Origin of the sequence: Marinimicrobium sp. C2-29, assembly GCF_038419845.1 — a bacterium.
Classification (GTDB): Bacteria; Pseudomonadota; Gammaproteobacteria; order Pseudomonadales; family Cellvibrionaceae; genus Marinimicrobium.
In genome coordinates, this window is sequence record NZ_JBCAQT010000022.1 from 1 (window position 1) to 23,109 (window position 23,109).

Here is a 23,109-nt window from a genome sequence, read left to right on the forward strand (position 1 = left end):
ACGCACCGACACGCCCGGCGCCAAAGATGCCGGGGTCGGTGAGTTCATGACCGTGTTCGTGAGGGATTGCTACACCCGGGAGGAACAGGCGCTGTTTCACTCCGGTCTGCCCCAACTGGAAGCGCGCAGTCAGGACCTGTATCAACGCGGGTTTCTGGAGCTGAGCGCCGAGCAGCGCGAGGGCATGGTGCGTGCGCTCGATCAGGAGGCCCGCGAGCAGGTGATCTCCGGGCGTGAACCCCACTACTTCACCATGATGAAACAGCTGACCCTGTTCGGCTTTTTCACCTCGGAGAAGGGAGCGACCGAAGTGCTGCGCTATATTGCCATTCCCGGCCGCTACGACGGCTGCGCCCCCTACGAGGAAGGCCAGCGCGCCTGGGCTACCTAGTAAAGCACCACTGAGTCTACCCCTCCCCTGCCTCCGCCGACCGGTGCCGAACAAGCCCGGTCGGTCCGGGCCTTTATTGAGCCCCCGCCGGCGCGAGGTTATACTGCCCGCCTTGTTGTCCGCCCGTCCCGAGCAGGAGCTGCCATGAACACCCGGCCACGATTTCACCGGTCTGCCGTTATCGGCACCGCCAGCTTGCTGACCGCACTGCTGCTCCTGGCAGGCTGCGGCCAGAAAGGCCCGCTCTACCTGCCCGAAGACGACAATCCGTCGGCCCAGGAAGCAGAGCAGGAACCCGCCGGCGACAACGCTGACGAATAACCGCCCAACCGAGACACACTATGCAAGCTTTTGAGCGCCGCAACGGCGAGCTCTATGTGGAAGATATGCCCCTGGCGGAAGTGGCGCGCGAATTTGGCACGCCCACTTACGTCTACAGCCGGGCGGCGTTTACCCGGCACTACCTGGCCTATGCCGAAGCGCTGGGCGAGCATCCCGGCATGGTTTGCTACGCGGTCAAGGCCAACTCCAATCTGGCCGTGCTCAACCTGCTGGCGCGTTTGGGGGCCGGGTTTGATATTGTCTCCGGCGGCGAGCTGGAGCGGGTATTGCGCGCCGGCGGCGACCCGGGCCGGGTGGTGTTTTCCGGGCTGGGCAAAACCCGGGGCGAGATGATCCGGGCGTTGGAAGTGGGCATTTTCTGCTTTAACGTGGAATCCGAAGCGGAGCTGGAGCAGCTCTCCCAGGTCGCCAGTGAGCTGGGCCAGGTGGCCAATATCTCCCTGCGGGTCAACCCGGATGTGGACGCCCAGACCCATCCCTATATTTCCACCGGCCTGAAAGAAAACAAGTTCGGTATCGATATCGAGCGCGCCCCCGCCGTCTACCGTCGGGCAAGCGAACTGCCGGGCCTGTCGGTGCAGGGGCTCGATTGCCACATCGGCTCCCAGCTGACCCAACTGTCGCCCTTCATGGATGCGCTCGATCGACTCCTGTTGCTGGTGGATCAGCTCGCCGCCGAGGACATCCGCATTCACCATCTGGATCTGGGTGGCGGTCTGGGCGTGACCTACCAGTCCGAGGCGCCGCCCCCGGTCAGTGATTACATGAGTGCCATCAAGCAGAAACTGGGTGACCGTCCTCTCAGCCTGATGTTCGAGCCCGGCCGCTCCATTGCGGCCAATGCCGGTGTGCTGCTTACCCGGGTGCTCTATCTCAAGCCCACCGAGCACAAGAACTTCGCGGTGATCGATGCGGCCATGAATGACAACATCCGCCCCTCGCTCTATCAGGCCTGGCAGGACATCCGTCCGGTGCGCGAACACCAGGGCGAGACAAAAACCTGGGACCTGGTGGGCCCGGTGTGCGAAACTGGTGACTTTCTCGGCAAAGATCGCGCGCTCGCCCTGAACAGCGGCGATCTGTTGGCCATGATGTCGGCCGGCGCCTACGGCTTTGGCATGAGCTCCAACTACAACAGCCGGGGCCGCCCGGCGGAAGTGCTGGTGGACGGCGATCGCGCCCATCAGGTGCGCGCCCGGGAAACCATCGACGATCAGCTGCGCGGTGAGCAATTGCTGCCCTAGCCACCGGGACGCCGGCCCGAGCGCCGGAGTTGAAACCGCCAGAGCACTATACAAACAGGACATTGGAACCAATGCGTTTGCGCTTTACGAAAATGCACGGCCTGGGCAACGACTTTGTCGTGATCGACGGGGTCACCCAGCGGGTGCGTTTGAGTACCGACAAAATCCGTACCCTGGCCGACCGGCACTTCGGTGTCGGTTGCGACCAGCTGTTGCTGGTGGAAACCCCCACCCGGCCGGACATCGACTTTCGCTACCGGATTTTCAACGCCGATGGCGGTGAAGTGGAAAACTGCGGCAACGGCGCCCGCTGTTTTGCCCGCTTTGTGCTCGAACGCAAATTGACCGGCAAGCGCACCATCCGGGTGGAAACCGCCGGTGGCGACATGACTCTGAAGGTTAACCAGGCGGGCGAAGTGCAGGTGGATATGGGGGTGCCGCGCCTTACCCCGGAGGAGATTCCGTTCCAGGCCGAGTCCCAGGCGGTGAGCTACGATCTTGAGCTTCCCGAGCAGACCCTGGATATTTCCGCCGTGTCCATGGGCAACCCCCATGCCGTGTTGCTGGTCAACCGGGTCGACAGCGCCCCGGTGGAGCAACTGGGGCCGGTGATCGAGCATCACCCGCGTTTCCCCAGTCGGGTCAATGCCGGCTTTATGCAGATTGTCTCCCCCCGGGAGATCAACTTGCGGGTCTACGAGCGCGGCTCGGGCGAGACCCTGGCCTGCGGTACCGGCGCCTGCGCCGCCGTGGTCGCCGGTCGTCTGCGGCAGCTGCTGGAGGAGGAGGTCAAAGTCAACCTGCCGGGCGGCAGCCTGACCATCGCATGGCCCGGGCCGGGCGAGTCGGTTATCATGACCGGGCCCGCCACTACGGTGTTTCACGGACAGGTCAAAATTTAACATGAGCGAACAGATCACCGACAAGCGCAAACTCACCGACGAACAGGTCGTCGAGTATCTCGAGGCGCACCCCGATTTCTTCGTCAAGCACAAGCGGCTGCTGGGTGACCTGGAGTTGCCTCACGACAGTGGCTCGGCGGTATCGCTGGTGGAACGACAGGTGTCGGTACTGCGCGAGCGCAACATGGACATGCGTCACCGGCTGAGCAAGCTGCTGGACAATGCCCGGGAGAACGACAAACTTTTCGACAAAACCAAGCGTCTGATTCTGGCGCTTCTCGAGGGGCGGGATCTGGGGGACATTGTCGATGCCCTCTTCTTCAGCTTCGATCAGGATTTCAGCATCCACTACACCAGCCTGCTGCTGTTCGGTAACCTTGAGCAACTGCCCAGCAGCCATGCGCGCGTCGTCTCCATCCATGAGGCCAGTCGCTACATTGCCCCCCTGCTGAAAAACAACCGGGCCATGTGCGGCACCCTCGGTGAGCTGGAGCTGGAATTTCTGTTTGGCAAAGACGCCCATCACATCGGCTCAGTGGCCACCGTGCCCCTGGTACATGGCAATGCGTTCGGCCTGCTCGCCATCGGCAACCGCGACCCCCACTACTATCGCTCCAGCATGGGCACCCTGTTCCTGGGCTACATCGCCGAAGTCCTCAACCGCTTGCTCCCCGAGCACCTCCCGCGCTAACCTACAGTTCAAAATTGCACGGTACTGTACGTAGGGCGGATAAGCCTAAGGCGCATCCGCCATATCCTCCACGCCGCGGACAAACCCATGCCCCCACCCTTCCAGACCGAACGCACCGCCTTCCTCACCTACCTGCGCAGCGAGAAACAACTCTCCCCGCGCACCGAAGAGAGCTATGCCCGCGATCTGGACAAATTTCTTCACTACTGCGACAGCCGGCAGATCACCCGCCTTACCGACATTACCGTCCACAACCTGCGCGAAAACCTGGCTCAGCTGCATCGTAAAGGGCTGGCTGGCAAAAGCCTGCGCCGCTGGCTCTCGGCCCTGCGCGCGTTTTTCAATTTCGGCCTGCGCCGTGGCTGGCTCAAAACCAACCCGGCCGAGGGACTGCAGGCGCCCCGAATTGAAAAGAAGCTGCCCAAAGTGCTGGACGTGGACCAGGCGGGCCAGTTTGTGGAAGTCCGGGGCGATGACTTTCTCGCACGGCGCGACCGCGCCCTGCTGGAGCTGATCTACTCCTCCGGCCTGCGCCTGGCCGAAGCCGTGGGTCTGGATATCGGCGAGCTGGATCTGCGCGAGGGCGCCGTGATTGTCACCGGTAAGGGCAATAAAAGCCGTCATTTGCCGGTCGGCCGACAGGCTCGGGAGGCACTGGCGCAGTGGCTGCCCGAGCGCGCCGCCGTCGCGCCGGCGGACGAGAAAGCCGTATTCATCAGCCAGCGCGGCAAACGCCTGACCCACCGGGCCGTGCAGCTGCGCCTGAAACACCTGAGCCTCAAGCAGGGCATGGACGAACCCGTGCACCCACACATGCTGCGCCACTCCTTCGCCAGCCACATGCTCGAATCCAGCGGCGACCTGCGCCTGGTACAGGAGCTGCTGGGCCACGCCAATATCTCCACCACCCAGATTTACACCCACCTGGATTTCCAGCACCTGGCCAAGGTGTACGATCAGGCGCATCCGAGGGCGCAGAAAAAGAAGGATTGATACTCAGGTATTTTGGTTTAATGTTTTGCAGCGCTGAATCTGAGTCACTTTGACGGACAGCAACTCACTGTTCAATATAATTTGTGCAAGTTCAGATATCCGCTCGTAGTGACCTCGGAAGGTTCCAGCCGCGTACTGTCTGCAGCGCAATCTTAACGAGAAGGGCCGACGCCAGGCTCGGGCTTGGCACCGGCTGCTGGAGGAGCGTGGAATCGACGAAGCGCGGGTGTTCAGTAGCCAGTGGTGCCGCTGTTTGAGGATCCGACAGTGTTAGCCAGGGTTGCACCATCAAATGAGTGATAAAATTCGAGCTCTTTGGCCGGAAAGCCATTCCACTAAGGTATGCCCAGAAATGAAGTACAGCGTCACCGTGAAAGAAACAATAGAAAATACGATGGTGTTCCTGATGTTGGTGTACGCCGGTTTTATGGTGTACGTGGCTTATCTCGGTGTCGAGTTTCATTGGGGAGTGATCTGGGCTCTGGTGATCGTGGGTAGCGCTTTTGTCTTGCGCAGCACCCTGCCTGTTATAGTGGGTGCGTTTTTTGGGGCGTCGGATGTGTGGGGCTGGCACTGGTCCCTGGCACTTCTATTTGCCTTTTCAGGGCTGATTTTTTTGATCCCGACTTTCATTCTCTTCGTGATAAAGGGGCTTAAACACTAATACCGGATATCGGCTATCATTAGTGCCCGGTTCATCAGTCAGCGCGGCAAACGCCTGAAGCACCTGGCCAAGGTGTACGATCAGCCGCATCCGAGGGCCATTAAAACCCGGAACTAGAATGACTGAGACCCGGGTCCGACATGAAAAATTGGCGTTATATCCAATGAATCAGTGTTGATTTTCTCGCGCCGATATTGAAGAATGGCGCCGTAACCGTTGCTTTGCAGTTGGTATTCGCAGGGATGTGAGACTTTTCGTAACTATCCTCTTAATATCTCCCCCTTCGAAACCCGCGCGCTATGAAACTTCTGTGCCGCCCAGAGCTTATTGGTCTGAGCTGGCCTGAATGCTCACTCCCGGCGTGCGTCAGTTCAGCTCCGGACGGCAATCAAAACCCATAATAAGCTGGAGAAATCCCATGAAAATCAAACTCATTCTTTTGCTGGCACTCGTCGCTATCGGGACGGGTTGCGCCACAGCCCCTCAGGACCCGATTGCCCTGACGAAGGACTTTTACGATGAACCGGCCAAGGTGGCCATCTATCAGAAATCTTTCCCTGAAACGGCGAGTATGACCATGCCGGGCGCCTCCTGCCTGTTGTGTATGGCGGCCGCTGCGGTTGCCAACGACGCTGTGTCCGGCCACACCAAAACCTTGAGCACCGAGGAGCTTTCAACGGCCGTTAAAGGAATGGAGGCCACTCTTGAGGAGCAGGGAATGGGCGTTGAATGGGTCGATATCGAAGAGCCCATGCAGCGCCTACCAAGGTTCAAATCTCCCGAGGATTCGGATTACCCCAAAGAAGATTATCGGGGGCTGCGAGAAGTCGTCGATGCGGATCATTTGATGGTGATCGAATTTGGTCACATTGGTGTTGAACGAACCTACGCCAACTACGTGCCCACCAGCTCCCCTCAGGGCGCCGTCACCGGAACGCTTTATATGGTAGATCTCAATACCAATGAGTACTATCTCTTTGACCCGATCCACGTTCGCGTACCGGTAGAGGGCGACTGGAAGGAGCCACCGGAATTTCCCGGTGTGACCATGGCGTATTTTGAAGCGCTCGAACGTGCAAAAATTCAGATCGGTAACGCGCTCGCCGGAAAAGCCCCTCTTGAGGTCGCCGGAGAGACAAGATGATTCGATGGGCGGCACTGACCACTGTGGCCAGTACCCTTCTGGGCACCGGTTGTGCGAGCGTTCAAACGGACGATTATGCGGTCTATCGGCACGCGCCTGAGGCATCAACTCTGGCCGATGAGCCGGTGTCGGTGATTTTCGCCAATCCAGAGGGCATCGAGTTTCGGGGGGATGCCTCTCATGACGACAGCGTGGACTCAGCGAATGTTCTCTACTCAGGGGCGGCGGGTGCTGGAGGGGTTGCCGCCCAGATCGCGCTCCATGCGACGATGGTTCAAGGTGCCCAGGACCGAAAGCTGGAAAAGTCGCGCGAGCAGGCCAACCTGGCGCTCGAACCGGTAGCGGAGGAGGTCCAGGAGCTGCAAAGCCTGGATCCCGCGACCCTGTCGTTCCCCGGCCGATTCTCGGTACGGCCATGGCCGGGTGATGCCGACATTCAGTCTGTTCACGTGGAGACACACCCCGTTTTTTACGTTACCGAGAACCTCGACAGCCTGTCGGTAAAAAACGTTCTGGTCCTTCGCAAGCCTGGCGACCCGCCGGAGCAGCCGATTTACCGAAATCTGGTAGAAGTGGTGTCTGACCGGTTAATCGATCCTGACAGTGAAAAGGGGACGGTGGGTGAAGGGCTGGAGGCCGCCGTACGGGAGCTTTATCAAACTTCAGTGTTGATCGCACTGGATGATATGGACGGGCGGTTGCAGGCGCAAGATCAACAACCAGAGACCTTCCGATATGATCTGGATGGCGAGCTGCGGCTTGAGCGGGGAGTGATGGTCAGAGAGAGCTGTTCGGACATTGTGTTGAGAAACCTCCGAGGCTGGCTGATCAGCTTTCCAAAGCCGGATGTGGAAACGGAGTGTATGGATACGCTCGCAGACGGTTCTGTGCCAAGCAGTTAGGATGTCGTGGCCCACCAGACCTGGCCATCACGCCGATTGCTGTCAGTGATTACGCCATGGGCGGGGGGCCCGCACCACGGGACCTATTGCATCAGCGACACGGCGCGCGCTCCGGTTGAGTTTGGCCTATAATCAGAGCCTGGTTCAATGCTCAATTGCGCGGTTTGGGCGGTCCTGTACTGTCAGCGGCGGATCCATCCATGAGACTCTTCTTACTCTTCCTCGGTCTGACCCTGAGCGGTTGGGGCCATGCCCAGAGCGCTCCCGGGCAGGACATTATCGTCAACATACCCCTGATGGAGAGGGCGGGCCCGCATCGCGAGTATGCCGATGCCCTGCTCGAGCTGGCTCTCCAATCGTCCGAGGACCGATACGGCGGCTATGAAATCCGGCAGGAAAAGGGAGAAACGGTCATCCGGCGCCAGCTGCTGGGGATTGTGAGGGGCGACAGTCTGTCCGTGGCGGTGTCCATGCCCAGCCCCAATTGGCTGGACAATGCCCGGCTGGTGCGCTTTCCGATCATGAAAGGGCTGGCAAGCTACCGCCTGTTTCTGGCCCACGGCCGAAATCTGGAGGTGTTGAACCACATCGATGACGTGGCGACGCTGAAAACCTTTGAGGTCGGCCAGGGTGAGGGCTGGTCAACGGGCAAAATACTTGAGGACCACGGTTTCAAGGTTGTCTACGGGGGCCCCTACAAAACCCTGTTTCCCATGTTGTATGCGGACCGCTATCAATTGTTGATGCGGGGCGTCTACGAGATAGCGCCCGAACTGGAGCTCTACCAACCCCGGATGCCCGAGCTGGAGATTGTTGATGGCTTCGCCATTTATACCTACCTGCCGATGTATTTCTTTGTCTCCAGAGACCAGCCCCAACTGGCCGAGAGGTTGGAGTATGGGCTGAAAAAAGCGCATGCCTCCGGCCAGCTCGATGCGCTGTTCATGCACTATTTCAGCGACACGCTCGCGCTGTTGAATCTGGGCCAAAGAAGGATATTTTGCCTGCCCAACACCAACATCGACTCTTCGTTCTATGAGAACGACAAGCCTTACCTGCTTGAGGCCATCAACACAGTAGAGGCGGAATCCTGCCCGTCAGCACCGGTCTTGAGGGAGGGTTCTTTGTGATTGAACGCCAACCCGCGCTAAACTGGCCTCCTACCAGAGGTTTATCACAGGCACCCGATTGTTATGTCCACTCCCACGATTTCTTCTCCGGTATTGGTGATCAATGCCGGCAGTTCCTCGCTCAAATTTTCGGTTTTTGATATCCGCGCGGGCCGGGAGGTGCTCTCCGGTCTGGCCGAACGGCTGAGCAGCCCGGAGGCGGTGCTCAGCTGGCGTCTGGAAGGCGACGACAAGCAACGCCGGGAAATTCCCGGCCAGGACCATGAGGGCGCGCTGGGCGAGGTGCATCAGCTGCTGGAGGCAATCGGTGAGCCCCTGGCCATCGGGCACCGGGTGGTCCACGGGGGCGAGGCCTTTGCCGAATCCGTGGTGATTGATGATTCGGTCATTGCCGGTATCGACCAGTGCGCCAGTCTGGCGCCCTTGCACAATCCCCCCAACCTCCTTGGCATCCGCACCATGCAGTCACTCTACCCCGAGGTGCCCCAGGTGGCGGTCTTCGACACGGCCTTCCATCAGAGCCTGGCGCCGGAGGCCTATCTGTATCCGGTGCCCATTGGGCTCTATCGCGAGCAGGGCGTGCGCCGCTACGGTTTTCACGGCACCAGTCACCACTACGTGGCGGGTCAGGCGGTGCGGCGGCTGGAGCTCGATCCCGCGGATCACGGGCTGATTACCGCGCACCTGGGTAATGGCTGCAGCGCCACGGCGGTGCGCAATGGCCGCTCGGTGGATACCACCATGGGGATGACGCCCCTGGAGGGATTGGTCATGGGCACGCGCAGCGGTGATGTCGATCCGGGCCTGCACGAGTACCTGGCCGAGCGGCTGGGTCTGACGCTCAAAGAAATAACCGCTATGCTTAATCGGGACAGTGGTCTTCTGGGGTTGTCGGGCGTATCCAATGATATGCGCACCCTGACCGAGGCGGCGGCCTCGGGCAATGCCGATGCCCAGCGGGCCATTGATGTCTTCTGTTTTCGGCTGGCGCGCCAGGTTGGCGCCCTGGCCGCGAGCCTGCATCGGCTGGATGCCCTGGTGTTTACCGGGGGCATAGGGGAAAACGCGGCGCCCATTCGTGCTCAGGTGTTGGAGCGGTTGCCACTGTTCGGGTTTGTCTGCGATGACCGGCTCAACCGCCAGCACGGTGACGAGCATGGTCGCATTACGACTGGCGAGTCCACCACTGCGCTGGTGGTAGCCACTCGTGAGGAGTGGATGATCGCCCAGGATGCGTTTAACCTGACTCACTCTTAATCAACAGGAATACCCGCTTTGCAACACACGTTTTTTATTACCGCCACCGGCGCCGGCACGGGACTGACCTCGGTCTGCCTGGGCCTGGTGCGGGCACTGGAGCAGCTGGGTGTCAACGTCGCCTTCTGCAAGCCCATTGCCCAGCGCGGCAGTTTTGATCGGGGCCCGGAGCGCTCTACCCACATGGTCCGGAGCACGCTCGGGCTGAGCCCGGCGGAACCGCTCTCGCTCTCCCATGCCCAGGAGAAACTCTCCCAGGGCAAGACCGACGCCTTCATGGAAGAGGTGATCCAGGTGTTCCAGCAATCCGCCGGCGAGGCTGAAGTGGTGATTGTGGAAGGCCTGGTGCCCCTGGCCGATGACAACTACATTGACCAGCTCAACGCCAATATGGCCACCGCGCTGGATGCCGATGTGATTCTGGTGGCCGCCAAGAACGCCGACAGTACCGCGCAACTGAATGAGCGGATCAAAATGGCCGCCAGCCTTTTTGGCGGGCTCAACCACCACCGCCTGCTCGGTTGTGTTCTAAACAAGGTGGGCGCGCCGGATCTGGACAGCCAGCAGATTGTGGCGACGGAGGAGCCCAGTGAGGAGGCACCATCCGACATCGGCCTGGAGCGGATCATTGCCTCTTTGCCGGTGTTTTCCGACAAGCGCTTCCGCTGCCTGGGAGCGATTCAATGGAATCCGCTGCTGGTGGCGCCGCGCACTTCCGATGTCAGTCATTACCTCAAGGCCGAGGTGCTCAACGAAGGGCAGCTACTCGAGCGCCGGGTGCAGAACATCACCGTCTGTGCCCGTACCATGAAAAATATGCTGCACACACTCAAGGCGGGTGCATTGATCGTGACCCCCGGCGACCGGGAAGACATTCTGCTGGTCAGCTGCATGGCGGCGCTCAACGGCGTGCCCCTGGCGGGCGTTGTCCTGACCGGTGGTATTGAACCGGAGCCCGGCATCATGGCGCTGTGCCAGTCGGCCTTCAAGACCGGTCTGCCTCTGATGCTGGTAGGGGGCAACACGTTCAAGGTCGCCCAGCAGCTGAATAATATGAACACCGAGGTGCCGCCGGATGATATCGAGCGGATCAACAGCGTGATGGATGCCGCAGCGGCCGACCTCGATGGCGAGTGGCTGATCGAGCGCAGCCAGGTCCGGCTGGAAAAACGCCTGTCCCCTCCGGCCTTCCGCTACCAGCTGGTGCAGCGCGCCCGGGCCGGCAAAAAGCGCATCGTGCTGCCCGAGGGTGACGAGCCCCGGACCGTGCAGGCCGCCGCCCTCTGCCATCAGAAAGGCATCGCCCGCTGTGTTCTGCTGGGCAAGCCCGACGAGGTGCGCAGCGTTGCCGCCAGCCATAACGTCACTCTGCCGGATGATATTGAAATCATCGATCCGGAAAGCGTTCGCAGCCAATACGTGGCGCCCATGGTGGCCCTGCGCAAACACAAGGGGCTGACCGAGCCCATGGCGGAAGCCATGCTGGAAGACACCGTGGTACTGGCTACCATGATGCTCGCTCGCGGAGATGTGGATGGCCTGGTTTCCGGCGCGGTGCACACCACCGCCAACACCATCCGCCCGGCCCTGCAGCTGATCAAAACCAAGCCCGACGCCGCGCTGGTGTCCTCCATTTTCTTCATGCTGCTGCCGGATCAGCCGGTCATCTACGGTGACTGCGCCGTCAACCCGGACCCGAACGCCGAAGAGCTGGCGGATATCGCCATCCAGTCGGGCGACTCGGCGCTGGCCTTTGGCATCGAACCGCGCATCGCCATGATCAGTTACTCCACCGGGCAATCGGGCTCGGGCAGCGACGTGGAAAAAGTACGCAAGGCCACGCAGCTGGCCCGGGAGAAACGCCCCGACCTCATGCTGGACGGCCCGCTGCAATACGACGCCGCCAGCGTGCCTTCAGTGGCCGCCAGCAAGGCGCCGGACAGCCCGGTAGCGGGCAAGGCCAATGTCTTCATCTTCCCGGATCTGAACACCGGCAACACCACCTACAAGGCGGTGCAGCGCAGTGCCAATCTGGTGAGCATCGGGCCCATGCTGCAGGGGCTGCGCAAACCGGTGAACGACCTCTCGCGCGGCGCCTCGGTGGACGACATTCTGTACACCATTGCGCTGACAGCGATTCAGGCGATGGCCTGATCCAAGGGTGGCCCGGCAGACGATTCTGACGCCGGCCCTGTTCCCCGGCTCAGATTGTGTGTTAGATCAAAGGCCGTGTGAGCTGGTATGGTAAATTCATACGTACAGTGAAAGACAATCCAACAGCGGGAGAACGAATCATGCATTACGCCATTTCCACCACCTGGGGCCCGACCGATACCACACGCGCCTCTTTACCGTTCATCTTTGCGGCAACCGCACTCGAGGCCGGCGATACCGTTACCATCATGTTGTTTCACGATGCGGTCACGGTCGCGGTCAAGGGTGCGCACGAGCAGATGGTGCCCTGTGGCCCGGGCCCCAAATTCGCCGAGGTGTTTGCCCACAAAAATGCGGAGATTATTGTCTGCAAACCCTGCGCCCAGGTGCGTGGCCTGGATGAAAGCAGCCTGATCGACAACTGCCGCATGGGCGGCATGGGTGATTTCTATAAGCAGGTGGCACGGGACGACTGCAAACCGGTCACCTTTTAAGGCGAAACCCATGACGGATCCGGACTCGACGCAAAAAACCCACTGGAGAAAATCGCCTCTGGTGGGGATGCTGGCCAGTATCGCTTTCGTCTGCGCCGTGCTGGCGGTGCTGTATGCCTTTGGCATTCATGAAGAGATTGTGGTCCTGCTGCAGTGGTTTGAAGCTCAGGGAGCTTGGGCGGGCCTGCTCTTTATCCTCGCCATGGCCGTGGCCATGATCCTGTTGTTGCCCGGCATCCTGTTGACCACCGGCGCCGGCTTTGTCTTTGGCGTGTTCGAAGGCACACTCTATGTGGTCATCGGAACCGTATTGGGCGGCGCTCTGGCGTTTCTTATGGCGCGCTACCTGTTCGGTGCGCGCGCGCGAAACTTCATTACCTCGCGTTCACGCTTGCGCCTGGTCGACGATGAGCTGGCCCCCCATGGCTGGAAGGTGGTACTGCTCACCCGCCTGATTCCCTTCTTCCCCAGCAAACTGTCCAACTATCTGTTCGGGCTGACCAGCTTCTCGTTCAAAGGCTTTCTGGTCGGGTGTTCCATCGGCTACATCCCCTTTTCGCTGCACAATGTCTATCTGGGGTCGCTGGCCGCCGACCTGTCGACCCTGGGAGTGCGCGAGACCGGCCGGACGCCGCTCGAGTGGAGTATTTACGGTGCCGGATTTGTGGCCACCGTGGCCGCCGTGTTTTACCTGAATACTCTGGCTCGCCGAGCCCTGCGCAAATACACCGGAAAAGACGAGGTCATTGAGGAGGTTACTTGAGTTGGATGAAATGGTTGCCCTGGCGCTACCTGGTCAAACAGGCGGCGCGTCGACATGGCTTTCTGGATCCGATTGCCCTACTCGGTAAACTGCACGGTTTCGCCCAGCCCTCGGAAGTGGGCGAACCCATCGAACTGCTGCGCGCCGGCGTGGTATTCCACGCCCGGGGCCTGATCAACAGCCGGGTGATTCAGCACAATCTCGACTGGGTCTGGCCCTACTGGGTCGAGCGCCAGTTTGACCCGTTGGACCCGGCGTTCATTCCCCGCGCTTTCTCCATCACCCACATCAACCTCAGCAACCGCAACTGGACGGCGGTGGGCCATCCGGATGTGGACGAGCTGCCCATTGTCGATCCACGCGGTCTGCTCACGCCATTTTTCGATGGCTGGTCGCTGGACGGCTGGCTGCAGACGGACGATGGCCGCTGCCTGTTGCCCTCGCGCGTGCCCGATGCCACGCAACGGCAGGTGTTCGACAATGGCCTGAGCGTCGATACCGACAGCAAAAGCGACGGGCTGGCGCTGAGCAGTAGCGCCTGGGTGGAACTGGAGCAGGGCGTTCCGGTGTGCAGGCTGCGCCTGCGCGCGCGTGCCGATGTCAACGGCTCACTGGTACTGGCGCTGCGCCCGAGTAATCCCGAGGGCATCAGCTTCATTCACAAGGTGGAACTCTCGCCGCAGCGCGACGCCTGGACCGTCAATGGCGAGCAGACCGTCCGCTTCAGTGCCCCGGCCCGGCGCCACCATGTGTCGGACTATCATCAGGGGGATGTGCACATTCACCTGACCGACCGGGATGACCAGAGCTCGGGCAAATGCGATGTGGGCATGGTGACCGCCGCCGCCCTCTTCCCGCTGGTGGCGGGTGAAGAGACGGAGATGACCGCGAGCATTCCCCTGACCGACACCCCGGCCCGGCTGCCGGCCGATGCCTGGGAGCGCGAGCGTGGCCAGCACGCGCAGCTGGAGTGCCCCGACCCTCACTACCAGTTTCTCTACGATGCCGCCCTGGCTTCGCTGGTGCTGCACTCGCCCGAGGATGTGTACCCTGGGCCTTACACCTACAAGCGTTTCTGGTTCCGCGACGCGGCGTTCATCATCAATGCCCTCTTGAGTGTGGGCCTGACCGAGCGTGCCGAGCGCGCCCTGGCCCGGTTTCCCGAGCGGCAGACGGCCAGCGGTTATTTCCGCTCCCAGGAGGGCGAGTGGGACGCCAATGGCGAAGTGCTCTGGGTGCTGCAGCGCTACTATCAGCTCACCGGTCAAAAGCCGAGTCAGGACTGGCTCAAGCCCATTATCAAAGGGGCGCGTTGGATCACCCGCAAGCGCCTGAGTGACAAACTGGCCAAGCCCCACGCGGGCCTGCTGCCGGCGGGGTTCAGTGCCGAGCATCTGGGCCCCAATGACTACTATTACTGGGATGACTTCTGGGGCATTGCCGGCCTGAAGGCCGCCTCCGAACTGCTCTCCGACGAGAACCCCACTCAGAGCCATGAGTTTGCCCGGGGGGCGGAGGATTTCGCCCAGGCGGTGGAGCGCAGTCTGAATCAGTGTGAGCAGCGGCTGAACCGGCCGGCCATGCCCGCCTCTCCCTACCGGCGCATGGATGCCGGCGCCATCGGCTCTCTGGCGACCGGTTACCCCACGCAACTGAGTGCGGCCGACGACCCGCGCCTGCTCGATACCGTCGAGTTTCTGCTCAAGCGCTGCTTTGTCAAAGGCGCCTTCTATCAGGACATGATCCACTCGGGGCTCAACGCCTACCTGACACTGCACGTCGCCCAGGTTCTGCTGCGTGCCGGGGACGAGCGCTACCTCGAGCTGATGGACGCCGTGGCCGACCTGGCCTCACCCACCGGCCAGTGGCCCGAGGCCATACACCCGACTACCGGGGGCGGCTGCATGGGCGATGGTCATCACGTCTGGGCCTCCGCCGAGTGGGTACTGATGGTGCGCAACCTGTTTGTGCGCGAGGAAGGCAACCGGCTGATTCTGTGCGGCGGTATTCCCAAGCGCTGGCTGGAGCAGGATCAGCCTATCCGCTTTGGGCCCGCGCCCACCAGTTTCGGTTCGCTCTCCATCCGGATCACGCCCGGGCCGGAGGGGCCCCAGGTGGAGTGGGACGCGGACTGGCACGGTGAGGCGCCCCCGCTCGAGGTGAAACTGCCGGGGTTTGATCCCGCAGAGGTCAGCCCGGGCGAGAGCTCAATCACCCCCGGTTCAGCCCGTTGATTCTTGCGAACTGACCGACATAAAAAAAGCCCGCATTTCCTTGCGGGCTTTTTCGTTGTAAAGACATCCTCCGTGATGTAGGTTTCCATCCTTGCTTGCTGTCATATCCTTGATATGGGTTTTCGTCCCTGCCGGACCTCCATCCTTAGTGGGCTACCCGACGCCTGGCCATTCCCAGGCCTATCATTCCCAGTCCGATCAGTATCAGAGCGCTGGGCTCCGGTACGTTGACCATTGATTTTCCGAAGATGGCGACGTGTGAGATCGCACCCCCTGGACCGTCATAAAAGTTTTGCAGGTCCAGATTCGCGGTGCCATCCCAGGAGCCAAGGTCAAACAGATATTGTGGTTGTTCGCCATCTTTCACTACCAAGTAGCACTCTGGGCAGACAATGGAGTCGCCGCCAGTGTAGAAAATCAGAGCGTCATTGGGATCACCCGAGTATTCGGTGTCGTAGGAGCCTGCGAAAGGGCCCTCTTCGCTCCCGCCAACGTTCGATTTGTAAAACAGTTCCAGGTCACTTGTTCCAAAGATGGTTTCGACGTCGCCAGCATGTAGTGTACTGTTTGAGTCGCTGGTATAGTCGGCATCACCCGGCTCCAGCATTATCGCCTGGGCCTGAGCGGCAAAGATCATGGCCAATGCGGCCAGGCTGTAACGGAGTCCTTGTACTAGCGTTTTCATGGGGGTCACCTATAACATCAAATAAGGTTGGGTCGAATTCCTTGCATGAACGGCCCTGTTGCACGCATCGCCTTGGTTAAAGCAGATGGCGTGCCAACCACGGTAACTCACTGAAAAAAAAGAAGTTTATTTTTACCACCGATGGCCTTCGCCGGAGGATGTAAAGCGACCCGACGTCGAAAGAGACCTAGAAAGGGGTTTTATCCGCCGACTGCCCCACACCCGAGTGGTGTGGGGCCAGGGGGGGTGTAAAAGTGAGCGACAGCCGGGAGGCCGTTGCTATTGAACCTCGTAGGGCCGGATTCTGTAGCCCTCGCGCTCGAGCATATCCAGCAGACTGTCCTTGCCGGCCAGGTGCAGGGATCCCACCAGCACCAGCTCCGTGCCCTCCTGCTCGAACAGCTGGGTGACTTTGGGTAACCACTTTGCGTTTCGATCGACCAGCAGGGTCTGGTACACCTCCGGTGCCTCCTCCCGCATGGGTTGGCCCAGGTCCCGGTCCAGCGCCTGCATGTCACCGCGCTTCCAGGCGCCGACCATGGTCTCCATCAGCTCATCAAAGCGCTCCAGATCCACCAGTGTGGCTTCCATGACTGCGTCGGCTTCGATACCCGTCACGGCCTTCATGTAGGCGAGAATGTCCTCGGGGCTTTCCAGGTGGCCGGTGGTCTTACCTTCCGCCTTCGCCTTCTGGTAGTAATGTTCGTCGACACCGTCGGTAATCCCCTCGCTCTGCGCCTTCGTCACGGTCATGATCATGCTGACAAAGGCGGGATCGAAGCCGAGGAACTGCTGGATCGGAAACTGATTCTTTTCAGAGTAGGTTTTGACCCGCTCCCAGGTCTCGGGGCTCAGCTCCGATTTCAGGTTTTTGCCTGCCGGGTAGGCCATGGCCTGCATCAGCTGCTGGCCAAAAACGGGAGCTTCGATCGCCGCCAGATCGGCTTCCAGATAGAGGCTGTCGGCTTCCTCGTAGGCTGCATCAAAGGCCTCGGGCAGGGGGTACTCGCTTGGGTGCAGCAGGTGGATGGTGCCGCCAATCAACACCCGGCTTTCGCCATCGGAGACTTCAAACAGGGTGGTTTTCGCCAGTGCAGGGGCGGCGAACACAATTGTGGTGAGGACCAGAAGCAGTCGCGTCATTGCCGTGGTTTTGGTGAGCATTGTGGGCCTGGAGAGCATGGGGAGCATGGGGAGCATAAAGAGTTCCTTGTGTTGTTATTGCCTGTGTTGTTATTGATCGTCGCGTCCATTCGCGAACGGCAAAAGCTTAAAGATCTCTGCGCCCCAACACAAGTTTGCTACCATGCGGGCAAATGCCCTCGTGAGCCTCACTATGCAAATCTGGATTGATGCCGACGCCTGCCCGGTCGTCGTTAAAGAGATACTCTGCCGCGCCGCCAGTCGCTGGAAAGTCCCCCTGACCTTTGTCGCCAATCGCCCGATCAGTGTCCCGCCCTCGCCTTTCATCAAAACCCGTCAGGTGAGTTCCGGGTTCGATGTGGCCGACAATGAAATCGTCCGGTTACTGGAGCCCGACGATCTGGTGATTACCCAGGACATTCCCCTGGCCGCCGAGGTGGTGGAAAAAGGCGGCGCGGCGATGAGCCCGCGGGGCGAGCCCTTCACGCGCGAAAATGTGCGCCAACGGCTGGCGGTGCGCAACATGATGGAGGAGCGGCGCAACGCCGGCGAGGTGACCGGCGGGCCGGCGGGCTTTTCCAGTGCCGACCGAAAACAGTTTGCCGACCAGCTCGATCGCTGGCTGCAAAAACGGGCCAAAAAAAACCGCTAACGCACACTAGAACCACGCCTTCTGATAACTGACGATGCGGGCCATCAGCTGGTCCCGGAGGCGGGTGGCCACGCTTCTGGGCAGGTAGGCCACCAGCAGGGGGCCGTCGGTACTCCAGACCGTCAGATGCGCCAGGCCCAACCAGCGTAGGAACGGCGGTTCGCTCAGTTTCAGCTTCTGTATCTTGCCGGTCGGGAGCCACTGTTCTTTGTGGCCGATGAACCCCTGTCGGAGGGCCAGCCAGTCGGGCTCCAGAAAATAGCCCAGCTGCTGCCAGTGGCGCCAGGCCATCAGTGCCACCAGCGGATAGGCGAGCAGGGACAGCCCGACGGCCGATCCGGTCCCGAGCGGGGACAGCAGCAGCGAAACGCCCCCCAGCAGCAACAACAGGGTTCCCAGGCCGATCGTGGTGCCCAGCACGTAAAGCGGGTGCACCCGGGTCCAGTTCGCGTCGGGTAGGGAGCACTCGGCGCGCATCCGGCCCAGCCCCGCCTCGGTGAGCACGGGGATGATGAAGCGCTGCTTGTCGTGGGCATTGCCCCGGGCGAAGGCCCCGGCTTTGCTGATCGACAGAGTGTAGCGCCGGAGCAGCCGGGCGAGCATTCCCTGCTTGATGGTGACTTTCTGCAATTTGTGCAGCCGGAATCCACGCGTGCGCTGGGTGCCCAGCCCCGATCGGGCCTGAAAGCGATCCCCGATGCGAACCAGCCGGTAATCCCAGTAGTAAATCAGCGCCAGGGCGGCCGATACCGCAAACAACACCACTATCCCCAGCAGAATCGACACCAGCCCCACGGTGATAAACACCCAGACGGTGCCGAGGGTTTCGGTCGCCTCCCAGGCGCGCATCAGCGGCAGCCCCTGTATCCATTCGACCCAGTGTTCCATGGCCGGCCCCAGGTATTGCCCCAGAGGCGCGGCGATGGGGGCCAGAAACAGCAGGCCGTTGTGCATCAGCCCGTACCGGGCCACTTCGGCCGGGGGCAGATGCAGTTCATAGCCCACAGGCTCCATTTGGCTCTCTGCCAAGGGCTCATCCGGGCTGTCTCCGGCTGCCGACTTGGCCCGCTCGAGGATGTGTTGACGCAAAGACTCAGCGGTGCCGACTTTGATGCCCGGGATATCCACTTCCTGCTGAGTCGAGCCGGCGCTCTCCAGTCCGAGCGACACCAACCCCAGCGGTCGGAAATAAAACGGGTGGGTAATTTCCGCCTCCTGCACCCGCTCAAAATCCAGGGTCAGGCGCTTGCGATGCAGCATGCCTGTCTGAAGCTGAATGCGCTCCGGCTCGAGCCTGAAGCGAAAAAACAGGTACTGCAGCGTGGCGCCCGCCAGCAGGAAGAGCGCCACCGCCGGGACCCCGTACACCAGCATATACCCGCGCGCCGACTCGCCGGCGGCAAAGCCCCCGATCACTACCGGCCAGAGGTTGATCAGGTGGGGAAGGCTCCTGAAAAAGAAAAATACGATGGCCAGGGGCGACACACGCTGCCAGTCAGTGGTCGGCGCCATGCGGGGGTTCCTCCTCCGTGATCCGCTCCGTCAGGTGGGCCTTGATGCGATGGGCGAGCTCGTGCTCCAGGCCCGGAATCTTCAGATCCGACTGCTGACCGCCGGCAGTGTAGAGGATCAACAGGCTCAGGCCGCAGAGTCGCTCGAGCGGGCCCTGGGTGATCTCCAGATGCTGGATGCGATTGATGGCTGCCGATTGAGTGGCGTACCACCAGTAGCCGGAGCGGACGTTCACATCCAGCTGGCGCAGCAGATACTGGGTGCGCCGCACCTTGCGCGGCACCCAGACGAAGACCAGCAAGGCGAGCACCAGCAGTACCGACCCGCTCAGAAGAAGGTGCCAGACAGACGCCGGGTGCCCGACCATGACCACCGGTACCCAGGGCGCCAGGGCCAGCGCCAGTCCGACCATCGACACTCGGAGGCGCAGCACCGTCTTGTAGCGGGGGCTGATCGCCTTCCAGGGCTGGTCATCGAGCGGGGGCAGGGTGTCGATCGTCAGCGGCGGGTCATCGAGTGTCGTCGTGGTCTGAGTCATGGGGATCGAGGATTCCTTGCCGTGAGGCTGATGAAAAGGGTGGTCGGCGCTGACCGAAGACGGTGATTGTCGCCCCTTCGGTCACGCCTTTCAAGCCGCTAGGGGTCTGTGCCGACGGAACCATTTGCGCGGCCCGGGCGAAGGCGTAAACTGCGTGGCCTGTCCCCAACTGATTCAAGGACCCGCCGGAGATCCTCAAGGAGAAGCGCTGCCCGTGACCCCTTTGCCCCGCTCCCGCTCTTTCTGGTGGACCGTTGTGCTGTTGGCGCTGCCGATCGCGCTGCAGATGCTGTTGCAGTCGTTGTTGGGCATGGCGGACGTGGTCATGGTCAGCAGCCTGGGTTCGGAGGCCATTGCCGCAGTGGGGCTGGCGGCCAAACTGCAGTTTCTGCTGCTGGTGTTGATGAGCGGTCTGGCCACCGGCTGCAGCGTACTGGTCGCCCAGTACAGTGGCGCTGGTGACTTCCCCAGTTGCCAGCGCACCCTGGCGGTGACTCTGCTGGTGGGCTCGGTGACCATGGTGCCGTTTCTGCTGCTCTTTGGTCTGTTGCCCGAGCTTTGGCTGAGTTGGCTCAACCCCGATACGGAGGTGGTGGGCCTGACCGCCCAATACCTCTCCATCACCGCTCTGGCGCTGCTGCTGACCCAGTGGATTGTGATCTACGAAGCCTCACTGCGCGCGCTGGGCAATACCGCCATGCCGCTGGTGGCCGGCGCCCTGTCGATACTCGTCAATGTTGGCCTCAACTACATTCTGATTTTCGGCCACCTGGGGTTCCCGGCCCTGGGGGTGGCGGGCGCAGCCTGGGGCACACTGATCGCCCGTCTGCTGCAACTGCTGTTTATAGTGAGTTGGGTTTACGGTCGCCGCCACGGTTTTGCCCTGAGCTGGGCCCAGTTCCGGCCCGCCCTGGCCTGGCAGCCGGCCGCCCGTTTTCTCAGCTTCTCCCTGCCCCTGGTGGCCAACTACGGTCTCTGGGGCCTGGGAAACGCCACCTATCATGTGCTCACCGGCTTTGCCGGCACTCACGCCCTGGCGGTCATGGGGGTGATCGTGCCCATCGAGAGCTCCTTCTTCGCCCTGTTTGTGGGGCTGGCCAATGCCTGCGCCGTGATGGTGGGCCGGGCCCTGGGCGCGGACCGCACAGAGGAGGCCTGGCGGCTGCATAAAATATTCGTCCGGCTGACCCTGATGTTGGTGTTCACGCTGTCATTCGCCCTCTGGCTGGCGAGCCCCTGGATCCTGAGCGCCTTTGGTCATGTGGAAGAAGCCACCGCGAGCCTGCTCAGCCATACGCTGACCATTTTCTGTCTGCTGGTCTGGGTGAAGATCCTGAACATGATGCGCATCATTGGCGTGCTGCGGGCCGGCGGGGACAACCGCTTTGTGTTGATTACCGATGTCACGGTCATGTGGGGGCTGGGCCTGCCCATTTTTGCAGCGGCCATTTTCTGGGGTGGCTGGCCTTTTCTGCTGATCTATGCACTGATGTTTCTGGAAGATGTGCTCAAATTTGTCCCTATGTGGCGGCGCATTGGCAAACGTTTATGGATGAAGAATCTGACGCGGGACCGGGAGCGGTAAGGTTTGCGCTAACCCGGCCGGTTACTTATCCTGCCAGACAGAATCTTTTTCAGGGCATCCGCTATGGCGCTAGCAAAACCCCGGTTTTACCAGATCAGAGTCACCCTGCTGGACGTTGACCCGCCGATCTGGCGGCGCCTGACGCTCAGTAGTGAGACCACGCTCGGCCAGCTGCACGGCATCCTCCAGGTCGCCATGGGCTGGTTTGATCGCCATCTGCATCTGTTCAAGGCGGACAACGGGGCGCTCTATGGGCCGGCGGATGTGGACGATGACCTGATGAAGGTAAAGGATGAAGACAGCGTTACCCTGGGCAGGGTGTTGCGCAAACCGAAACAGACTCTTCGGTATGAGTATGATTTTGGTGATGGCTGGGCGCATGAAATCCTGCTGGAAAAGAGCCTGCCGCTGGTGGGCGATGCGCCCGTGCCCAGCTGTGAAAAGGCGGTCGGTGCCTGCCCGCCGGAGGATGTCGGCGGCCCGCCCGGCTATGCGCGGCTGCTGGAGATTCTGCGAGACCCCAAGCATCCCGACTACGCGTCAATGCTTGAGTGGCTCGGTGGTGAGCCACTCGACCCGACGTTTGTGGATCTGGACGAAGTGAACGGAATTCTGAGCGACTTCGACCGCGAGGATCGGGACGAAAGTGTCCTGGAAGATCTGATCGACGATATCCGCGAGACCCTGTCGGCCCAGGGCATTGACTCCGAAGAGGCGGTCACGGAAGCGGTTCGTGAAATAATGGAGCAGCAGCAACGTCAGCCCCTGTTTGATGACTTTCACGGGTTGAGCCCGGAGCGAACGCACAGCCTGCTGTATGAAACCCTGGATGCGCCCTGGATTACCTGGTCCTATCGCAGCCCCTACATTGAGGGCACCCCGATCATCCGTTTGCTCAAGCCGCTGGTGGCGGAGCTAGCGGAGCGTGATATCAAACTGACGCCCAAAGGTAATCTGCCGCTGGCGATGGTCAAACAGATGATGACGGGAGTCGAGCTTGCTCACGATCCCCTGAGCCACCTTAGAGGCAGCGTTCGCAGTGAGGAAGATATTAATCCGGTGCACATTGCCCGGATACTGGCGCAGTTGGCCGGGCTTTTTGATCTCAAAAAGACCAAAATGTCGTTGAATAAAAAGTGGCAGCGCGAGCTGGAAAAGTCGGGTTGGGACCCGCTGTACGGCGCGTTGTTCCAGTGCATGTTGCGGGACTTCAACTGGTCCTATGTGGCCGGCCAGGAAGAGGCGACGGGCATTCAGACCACCGGACCCTTCCTGCTCTGGCTTTTGCACCTCTATGGCGACCAATGGCGCCCTTCCAGTTTTTACGAGGAAGCGCAGCTTCAGGCGTTTCCGGTGTTGCTCGAAGAGGTGGAGGCAACCCCTTATAGGAAAATGGGCGAGGCGGTGAAAGAGCTGATTTTGCTGCGCCCGTTACCACTGTTTGAGTGGTTCGGTCTGATTGAAATGCGACCCTTACCCGACGCATCAGAGCCGACGTTCAGAAGCCATTACGAGCTGAAAGCCACGCCCTTGCTGGAAAATATGATCGACTGGAGTTGAGCAAAGGCTGAAAGAAGCGCTTGCCAGGGTAATCCCCCCATTTTTAACAGGGGCCATAAGTAGAGTTAGGCCACAGTGGCCAACTTCTGTTTCGGCGTAAAGCCGCCGAGCGCCATGTTGGGACGCTCG

23 protein-coding genes are annotated in these 23,109 nt (G+C 60.9%); 19 read left to right on the forward strand and 4 right to left on the reverse strand.

The window, feature by feature from the left end:
• The 16 genes from AAE484_RS16785 to AAE484_RS16855 form a co-directional block, all read left to right on the forward strand.
• Positions 1-391 (forward strand): gluconate 2-dehydrogenase subunit 3 family protein (locus AAE484_RS16785; RefSeq protein WP_341939590.1); only part of this gene is annotated, 391 nt, incomplete at its 5' end.
• Between the two features lie 144 nt (positions 392-535).
• Positions 536-712, forward strand: a complete 177-nt coding sequence (gene lptM, locus AAE484_RS16790; RefSeq protein WP_445928867.1) for an LPS translocon maturation chaperone LptM — start codon at positions 536-538, stop codon at positions 710-712.
• Positions 713-732: 20 nt separating this feature from the next.
• Positions 733-1,977, forward strand: coding sequence for a diaminopimelate decarboxylase (gene lysA / locus AAE484_RS16795; RefSeq protein WP_341939591.1), 1,245 nt, complete (start codon positions 733-735; stop codon positions 1,975-1,977).
• Between the two features lie 71 nt (positions 1,978-2,048).
• Positions 2,049-2,879 (forward strand): diaminopimelate epimerase, encoded by an 831-nt coding sequence (dapF, locus tag AAE484_RS16800; protein ID WP_341939592.1) that lies wholly within the window; start codon positions 2,049-2,051, stop codon positions 2,877-2,879.
• A gap of 1 nt (position 2,880) precedes the next feature.
• Entirely contained in the window at positions 2,881-3,570 is a 690-nt protein-coding gene (locus tag AAE484_RS16805) for a DUF484 family protein (RefSeq protein WP_341939593.1), read from the forward strand.
• An 87-nt stretch (positions 3,571-3,657) separates the two neighbouring features.
• On the forward strand, positions 3,658-4,563 hold the full coding sequence (gene xerC / locus AAE484_RS16810; RefSeq protein WP_341939594.1) for a tyrosine recombinase XerC: 906 nt from the start codon (positions 3,658-3,660) through the stop codon (positions 4,561-4,563).
• 139 nt (positions 4,564-4,702) lie between these two features.
• Positions 4,703-4,837, forward strand: a complete 135-nt coding sequence (locus AAE484_RS17495; protein WP_445928868.1) for a histidine phosphatase family protein — start codon at positions 4,703-4,705, stop codon at positions 4,835-4,837.
• An 18-nt stretch (positions 4,838-4,855) separates the two neighbouring features.
• Positions 4,856-5,227 (forward strand): hypothetical protein, encoded by a 372-nt coding sequence (locus AAE484_RS16815; protein WP_341939595.1) that lies wholly within the window; start codon positions 4,856-4,858, stop codon positions 5,225-5,227.
• A gap of 418 nt (positions 5,228-5,645) precedes the next feature.
• On the forward strand, positions 5,646-6,371 hold the full coding sequence (locus AAE484_RS16820) for a hypothetical protein (RefSeq protein ID WP_341939596.1): 726 nt from the start codon (positions 5,646-5,648) through the stop codon (positions 6,369-6,371).
• Positions 6,368-7,273 carry a hypothetical protein gene (locus AAE484_RS16825; RefSeq protein ID WP_341939597.1) on the forward strand — a complete coding sequence of 302 codons (906 nt, stop codon included), beginning with the start codon at positions 6,368-6,370 and terminating at the stop codon, positions 7,271-7,273. The genes AAE484_RS16820 and AAE484_RS16825 overlap by 4 nt, the downstream gene beginning before the upstream one ends.
• 200 nt (positions 7,274-7,473) lie before the next feature.
• Positions 7,474-8,403: a hypothetical protein gene (locus AAE484_RS16830; RefSeq protein ID WP_341939598.1), complete on the forward strand. Its 930-nt coding sequence runs from the start codon at positions 7,474-7,476 to the stop codon at positions 8,401-8,403.
• Between the two features lie 63 nt (positions 8,404-8,466).
• Positions 8,467-9,660: an acetate/propionate family kinase gene (locus AAE484_RS16835; RefSeq protein WP_341939599.1), complete on the forward strand. Its 1,194-nt coding sequence runs from the start codon at positions 8,467-8,469 to the stop codon at positions 9,658-9,660.
• Positions 9,661-9,678: 18 nt separating this feature from the next.
• Positions 9,679-11,814: a phosphate acetyltransferase gene (pta, locus tag AAE484_RS16840; protein WP_341939600.1), complete on the forward strand. Its 2,136-nt coding sequence runs from the start codon at positions 9,679-9,681 to the stop codon at positions 11,812-11,814.
• A 140-nt stretch (positions 11,815-11,954) separates the two neighbouring features.
• On the forward strand, positions 11,955-12,308 hold the full coding sequence (locus tag AAE484_RS16845) for a DsrE family protein (RefSeq protein WP_341939601.1): 354 nt from the start codon (positions 11,955-11,957) through the stop codon (positions 12,306-12,308).
• Positions 12,309-12,318: 10 nt separating this feature from the next.
• Positions 12,319-13,071, forward strand: coding sequence for a TVP38/TMEM64 family protein (locus tag AAE484_RS16850; protein WP_341939602.1), 753 nt, complete (start codon positions 12,319-12,321; stop codon positions 13,069-13,071).
• Positions 13,072-13,076: 5 nt separating this feature from the next.
• Positions 13,077-15,305: a hypothetical protein gene (locus AAE484_RS16855; RefSeq protein ID WP_341939611.1), complete on the forward strand. Its 2,229-nt coding sequence runs from the start codon at positions 13,077-13,079 to the stop codon at positions 15,303-15,305.
• A gap of 145 nt (positions 15,306-15,450) precedes the next feature.
• On the opposite strand, the gene AAE484_RS16860 is transcribed toward AAE484_RS16855, so the two are convergent.
• Positions 15,451-15,990: a PEP-CTERM sorting domain-containing protein gene (locus AAE484_RS16860; RefSeq protein ID WP_341939603.1), complete on the reverse strand. Its 540-nt coding sequence runs from the start codon at positions 15,988-15,990 to the stop codon at positions 15,451-15,453.
• Between the two features lie 279 nt (positions 15,991-16,269).
• Positions 16,270-17,190, reverse strand: coding sequence for a TraB/GumN family protein (locus tag AAE484_RS16865; RefSeq protein ID WP_341939604.1), 921 nt, complete (start codon positions 17,188-17,190; stop codon positions 16,270-16,272).
• A 136-nt stretch (positions 17,191-17,326) separates the two neighbouring features.
• On the opposite strand from AAE484_RS16865, the gene AAE484_RS16870 reads away from it, so the two are divergent.
• Positions 17,327-17,785: a YaiI/YqxD family protein gene (locus tag AAE484_RS16870; RefSeq protein WP_341939605.1), complete on the forward strand. Its 459-nt coding sequence runs from the start codon at positions 17,327-17,329 to the stop codon at positions 17,783-17,785.
• Positions 17,786-17,791: 6 nt separating this feature from the next.
• Here the strand turns inward: AAE484_RS16870 and AAE484_RS16875 are convergent, their stop codons facing one another.
• Positions 17,792-19,297, reverse strand: coding sequence for a PH domain-containing protein (locus AAE484_RS16875; RefSeq protein WP_341939606.1), 1,506 nt, complete (start codon positions 19,295-19,297; stop codon positions 17,792-17,794).
• Positions 19,281-19,835 (reverse strand): PH domain-containing protein, encoded by a 555-nt coding sequence (locus AAE484_RS16880; protein WP_341939607.1) that lies wholly within the window; start codon positions 19,833-19,835, stop codon positions 19,281-19,283. Before AAE484_RS16880 ends, AAE484_RS16875 begins: the two co-directional genes overlap by 17 nt.
• A 214-nt stretch (positions 19,836-20,049) precedes the next feature.
• Here AAE484_RS16880 and AAE484_RS16885 point away from each other — a divergent pair, with 214 nt between their 5' ends.
• Complete coding sequence (locus tag AAE484_RS16885) at positions 20,050-21,420, forward strand: MATE family efflux transporter (RefSeq protein WP_341939608.1); 1,371 nt, start codon at positions 20,050-20,052, stop codon at positions 21,418-21,420.
• Positions 21,421-21,483: 63 nt separating this feature from the next.
• Positions 21,484-22,980, forward strand: a complete 1,497-nt coding sequence (locus tag AAE484_RS16890) for a plasmid pRiA4b ORF-3 family protein (RefSeq protein ID WP_341939609.1) — start codon at positions 21,484-21,486, stop codon at positions 22,978-22,980.
• The last annotated feature ends 129 nt before the right edge of the window (positions 22,981-23,109 follow it).

Coding starts and splice junctions, on each gene's coding strand:
- lptM (WP_445928867.1), top strand. CDS start 536: ATGAACACCCGGCCACGATTTCACCGGTCTGCCGTTATCGGCACCGCC.
- lysA (WP_341939591.1), top strand. CDS start 733: ATGCAAGCTTTTGAGCGCCGCAACGGCGAGCTCTATGTGGAAGATATG.
- dapF (WP_341939592.1), top strand. CDS start 2,049: ATGCGTTTGCGCTTTACGAAAATGCACGGCCTGGGCAACGACTTTGTC.
- AAE484_RS16805 (WP_341939593.1), top strand. CDS start 2,881: ATGAGCGAACAGATCACCGACAAGCGCAAACTCACCGACGAACAGGTC.
- xerC (WP_341939594.1), top strand. CDS start 3,658: ATGCCCCCACCCTTCCAGACCGAACGCACCGCCTTCCTCACCTACCTG.
- AAE484_RS16815 (WP_341939595.1), top strand. CDS start 4,856: ATGAGTGATAAAATTCGAGCTCTTTGGCCGGAAAGCCATTCCACTAAG.
- AAE484_RS16820 (WP_341939596.1), top strand. CDS start 5,646: ATGAAAATCAAACTCATTCTTTTGCTGGCACTCGTCGCTATCGGGACG.
- AAE484_RS16825 (WP_341939597.1), top strand. CDS start 6,368: ATGATTCGATGGGCGGCACTGACCACTGTGGCCAGTACCCTTCTGGGC.
- AAE484_RS16830 (WP_341939598.1), top strand. CDS start 7,474: ATGAGACTCTTCTTACTCTTCCTCGGTCTGACCCTGAGCGGTTGGGGC.
- AAE484_RS16835 (WP_341939599.1), top strand. CDS start 8,467: ATGTCCACTCCCACGATTTCTTCTCCGGTATTGGTGATCAATGCCGGC.
- AAE484_RS16845 (WP_341939601.1), top strand. CDS start 11,955: ATGCATTACGCCATTTCCACCACCTGGGGCCCGACCGATACCACACGC.
- AAE484_RS16850 (WP_341939602.1), top strand. CDS start 12,319: ATGACGGATCCGGACTCGACGCAAAAAACCCACTGGAGAAAATCGCCT.
- AAE484_RS16855 (WP_341939611.1), top strand. CDS start 13,077: ATGAAATGGTTGCCCTGGCGCTACCTGGTCAAACAGGCGGCGCGTCGA.
- AAE484_RS16860 (WP_341939603.1), bottom strand. CDS start 15,990: ATGAAAACGCTAGTACAAGGACTCCGTTACAGCCTGGCCGCATTGGCC.
- AAE484_RS16865 (WP_341939604.1), bottom strand. CDS start 17,190: ATGCTCCCCATGCTCCCCATGCTCTCCAGGCCCACAATGCTCACCAAA.
- AAE484_RS16870 (WP_341939605.1), top strand. CDS start 17,327: ATGCAAATCTGGATTGATGCCGACGCCTGCCCGGTCGTCGTTAAAGAG.
- AAE484_RS16875 (WP_341939606.1), bottom strand. CDS start 19,297: ATGGCGCCGACCACTGACTGGCAGCGTGTGTCGCCCCTGGCCATCGTA.
- AAE484_RS16880 (WP_341939607.1), bottom strand. CDS start 19,835: ATGACTCAGACCACGACGACACTCGATGACCCGCCGCTGACGATCGAC.
- AAE484_RS16890 (WP_341939609.1), top strand. CDS start 21,484: ATGGCGCTAGCAAAACCCCGGTTTTACCAGATCAGAGTCACCCTGCTG.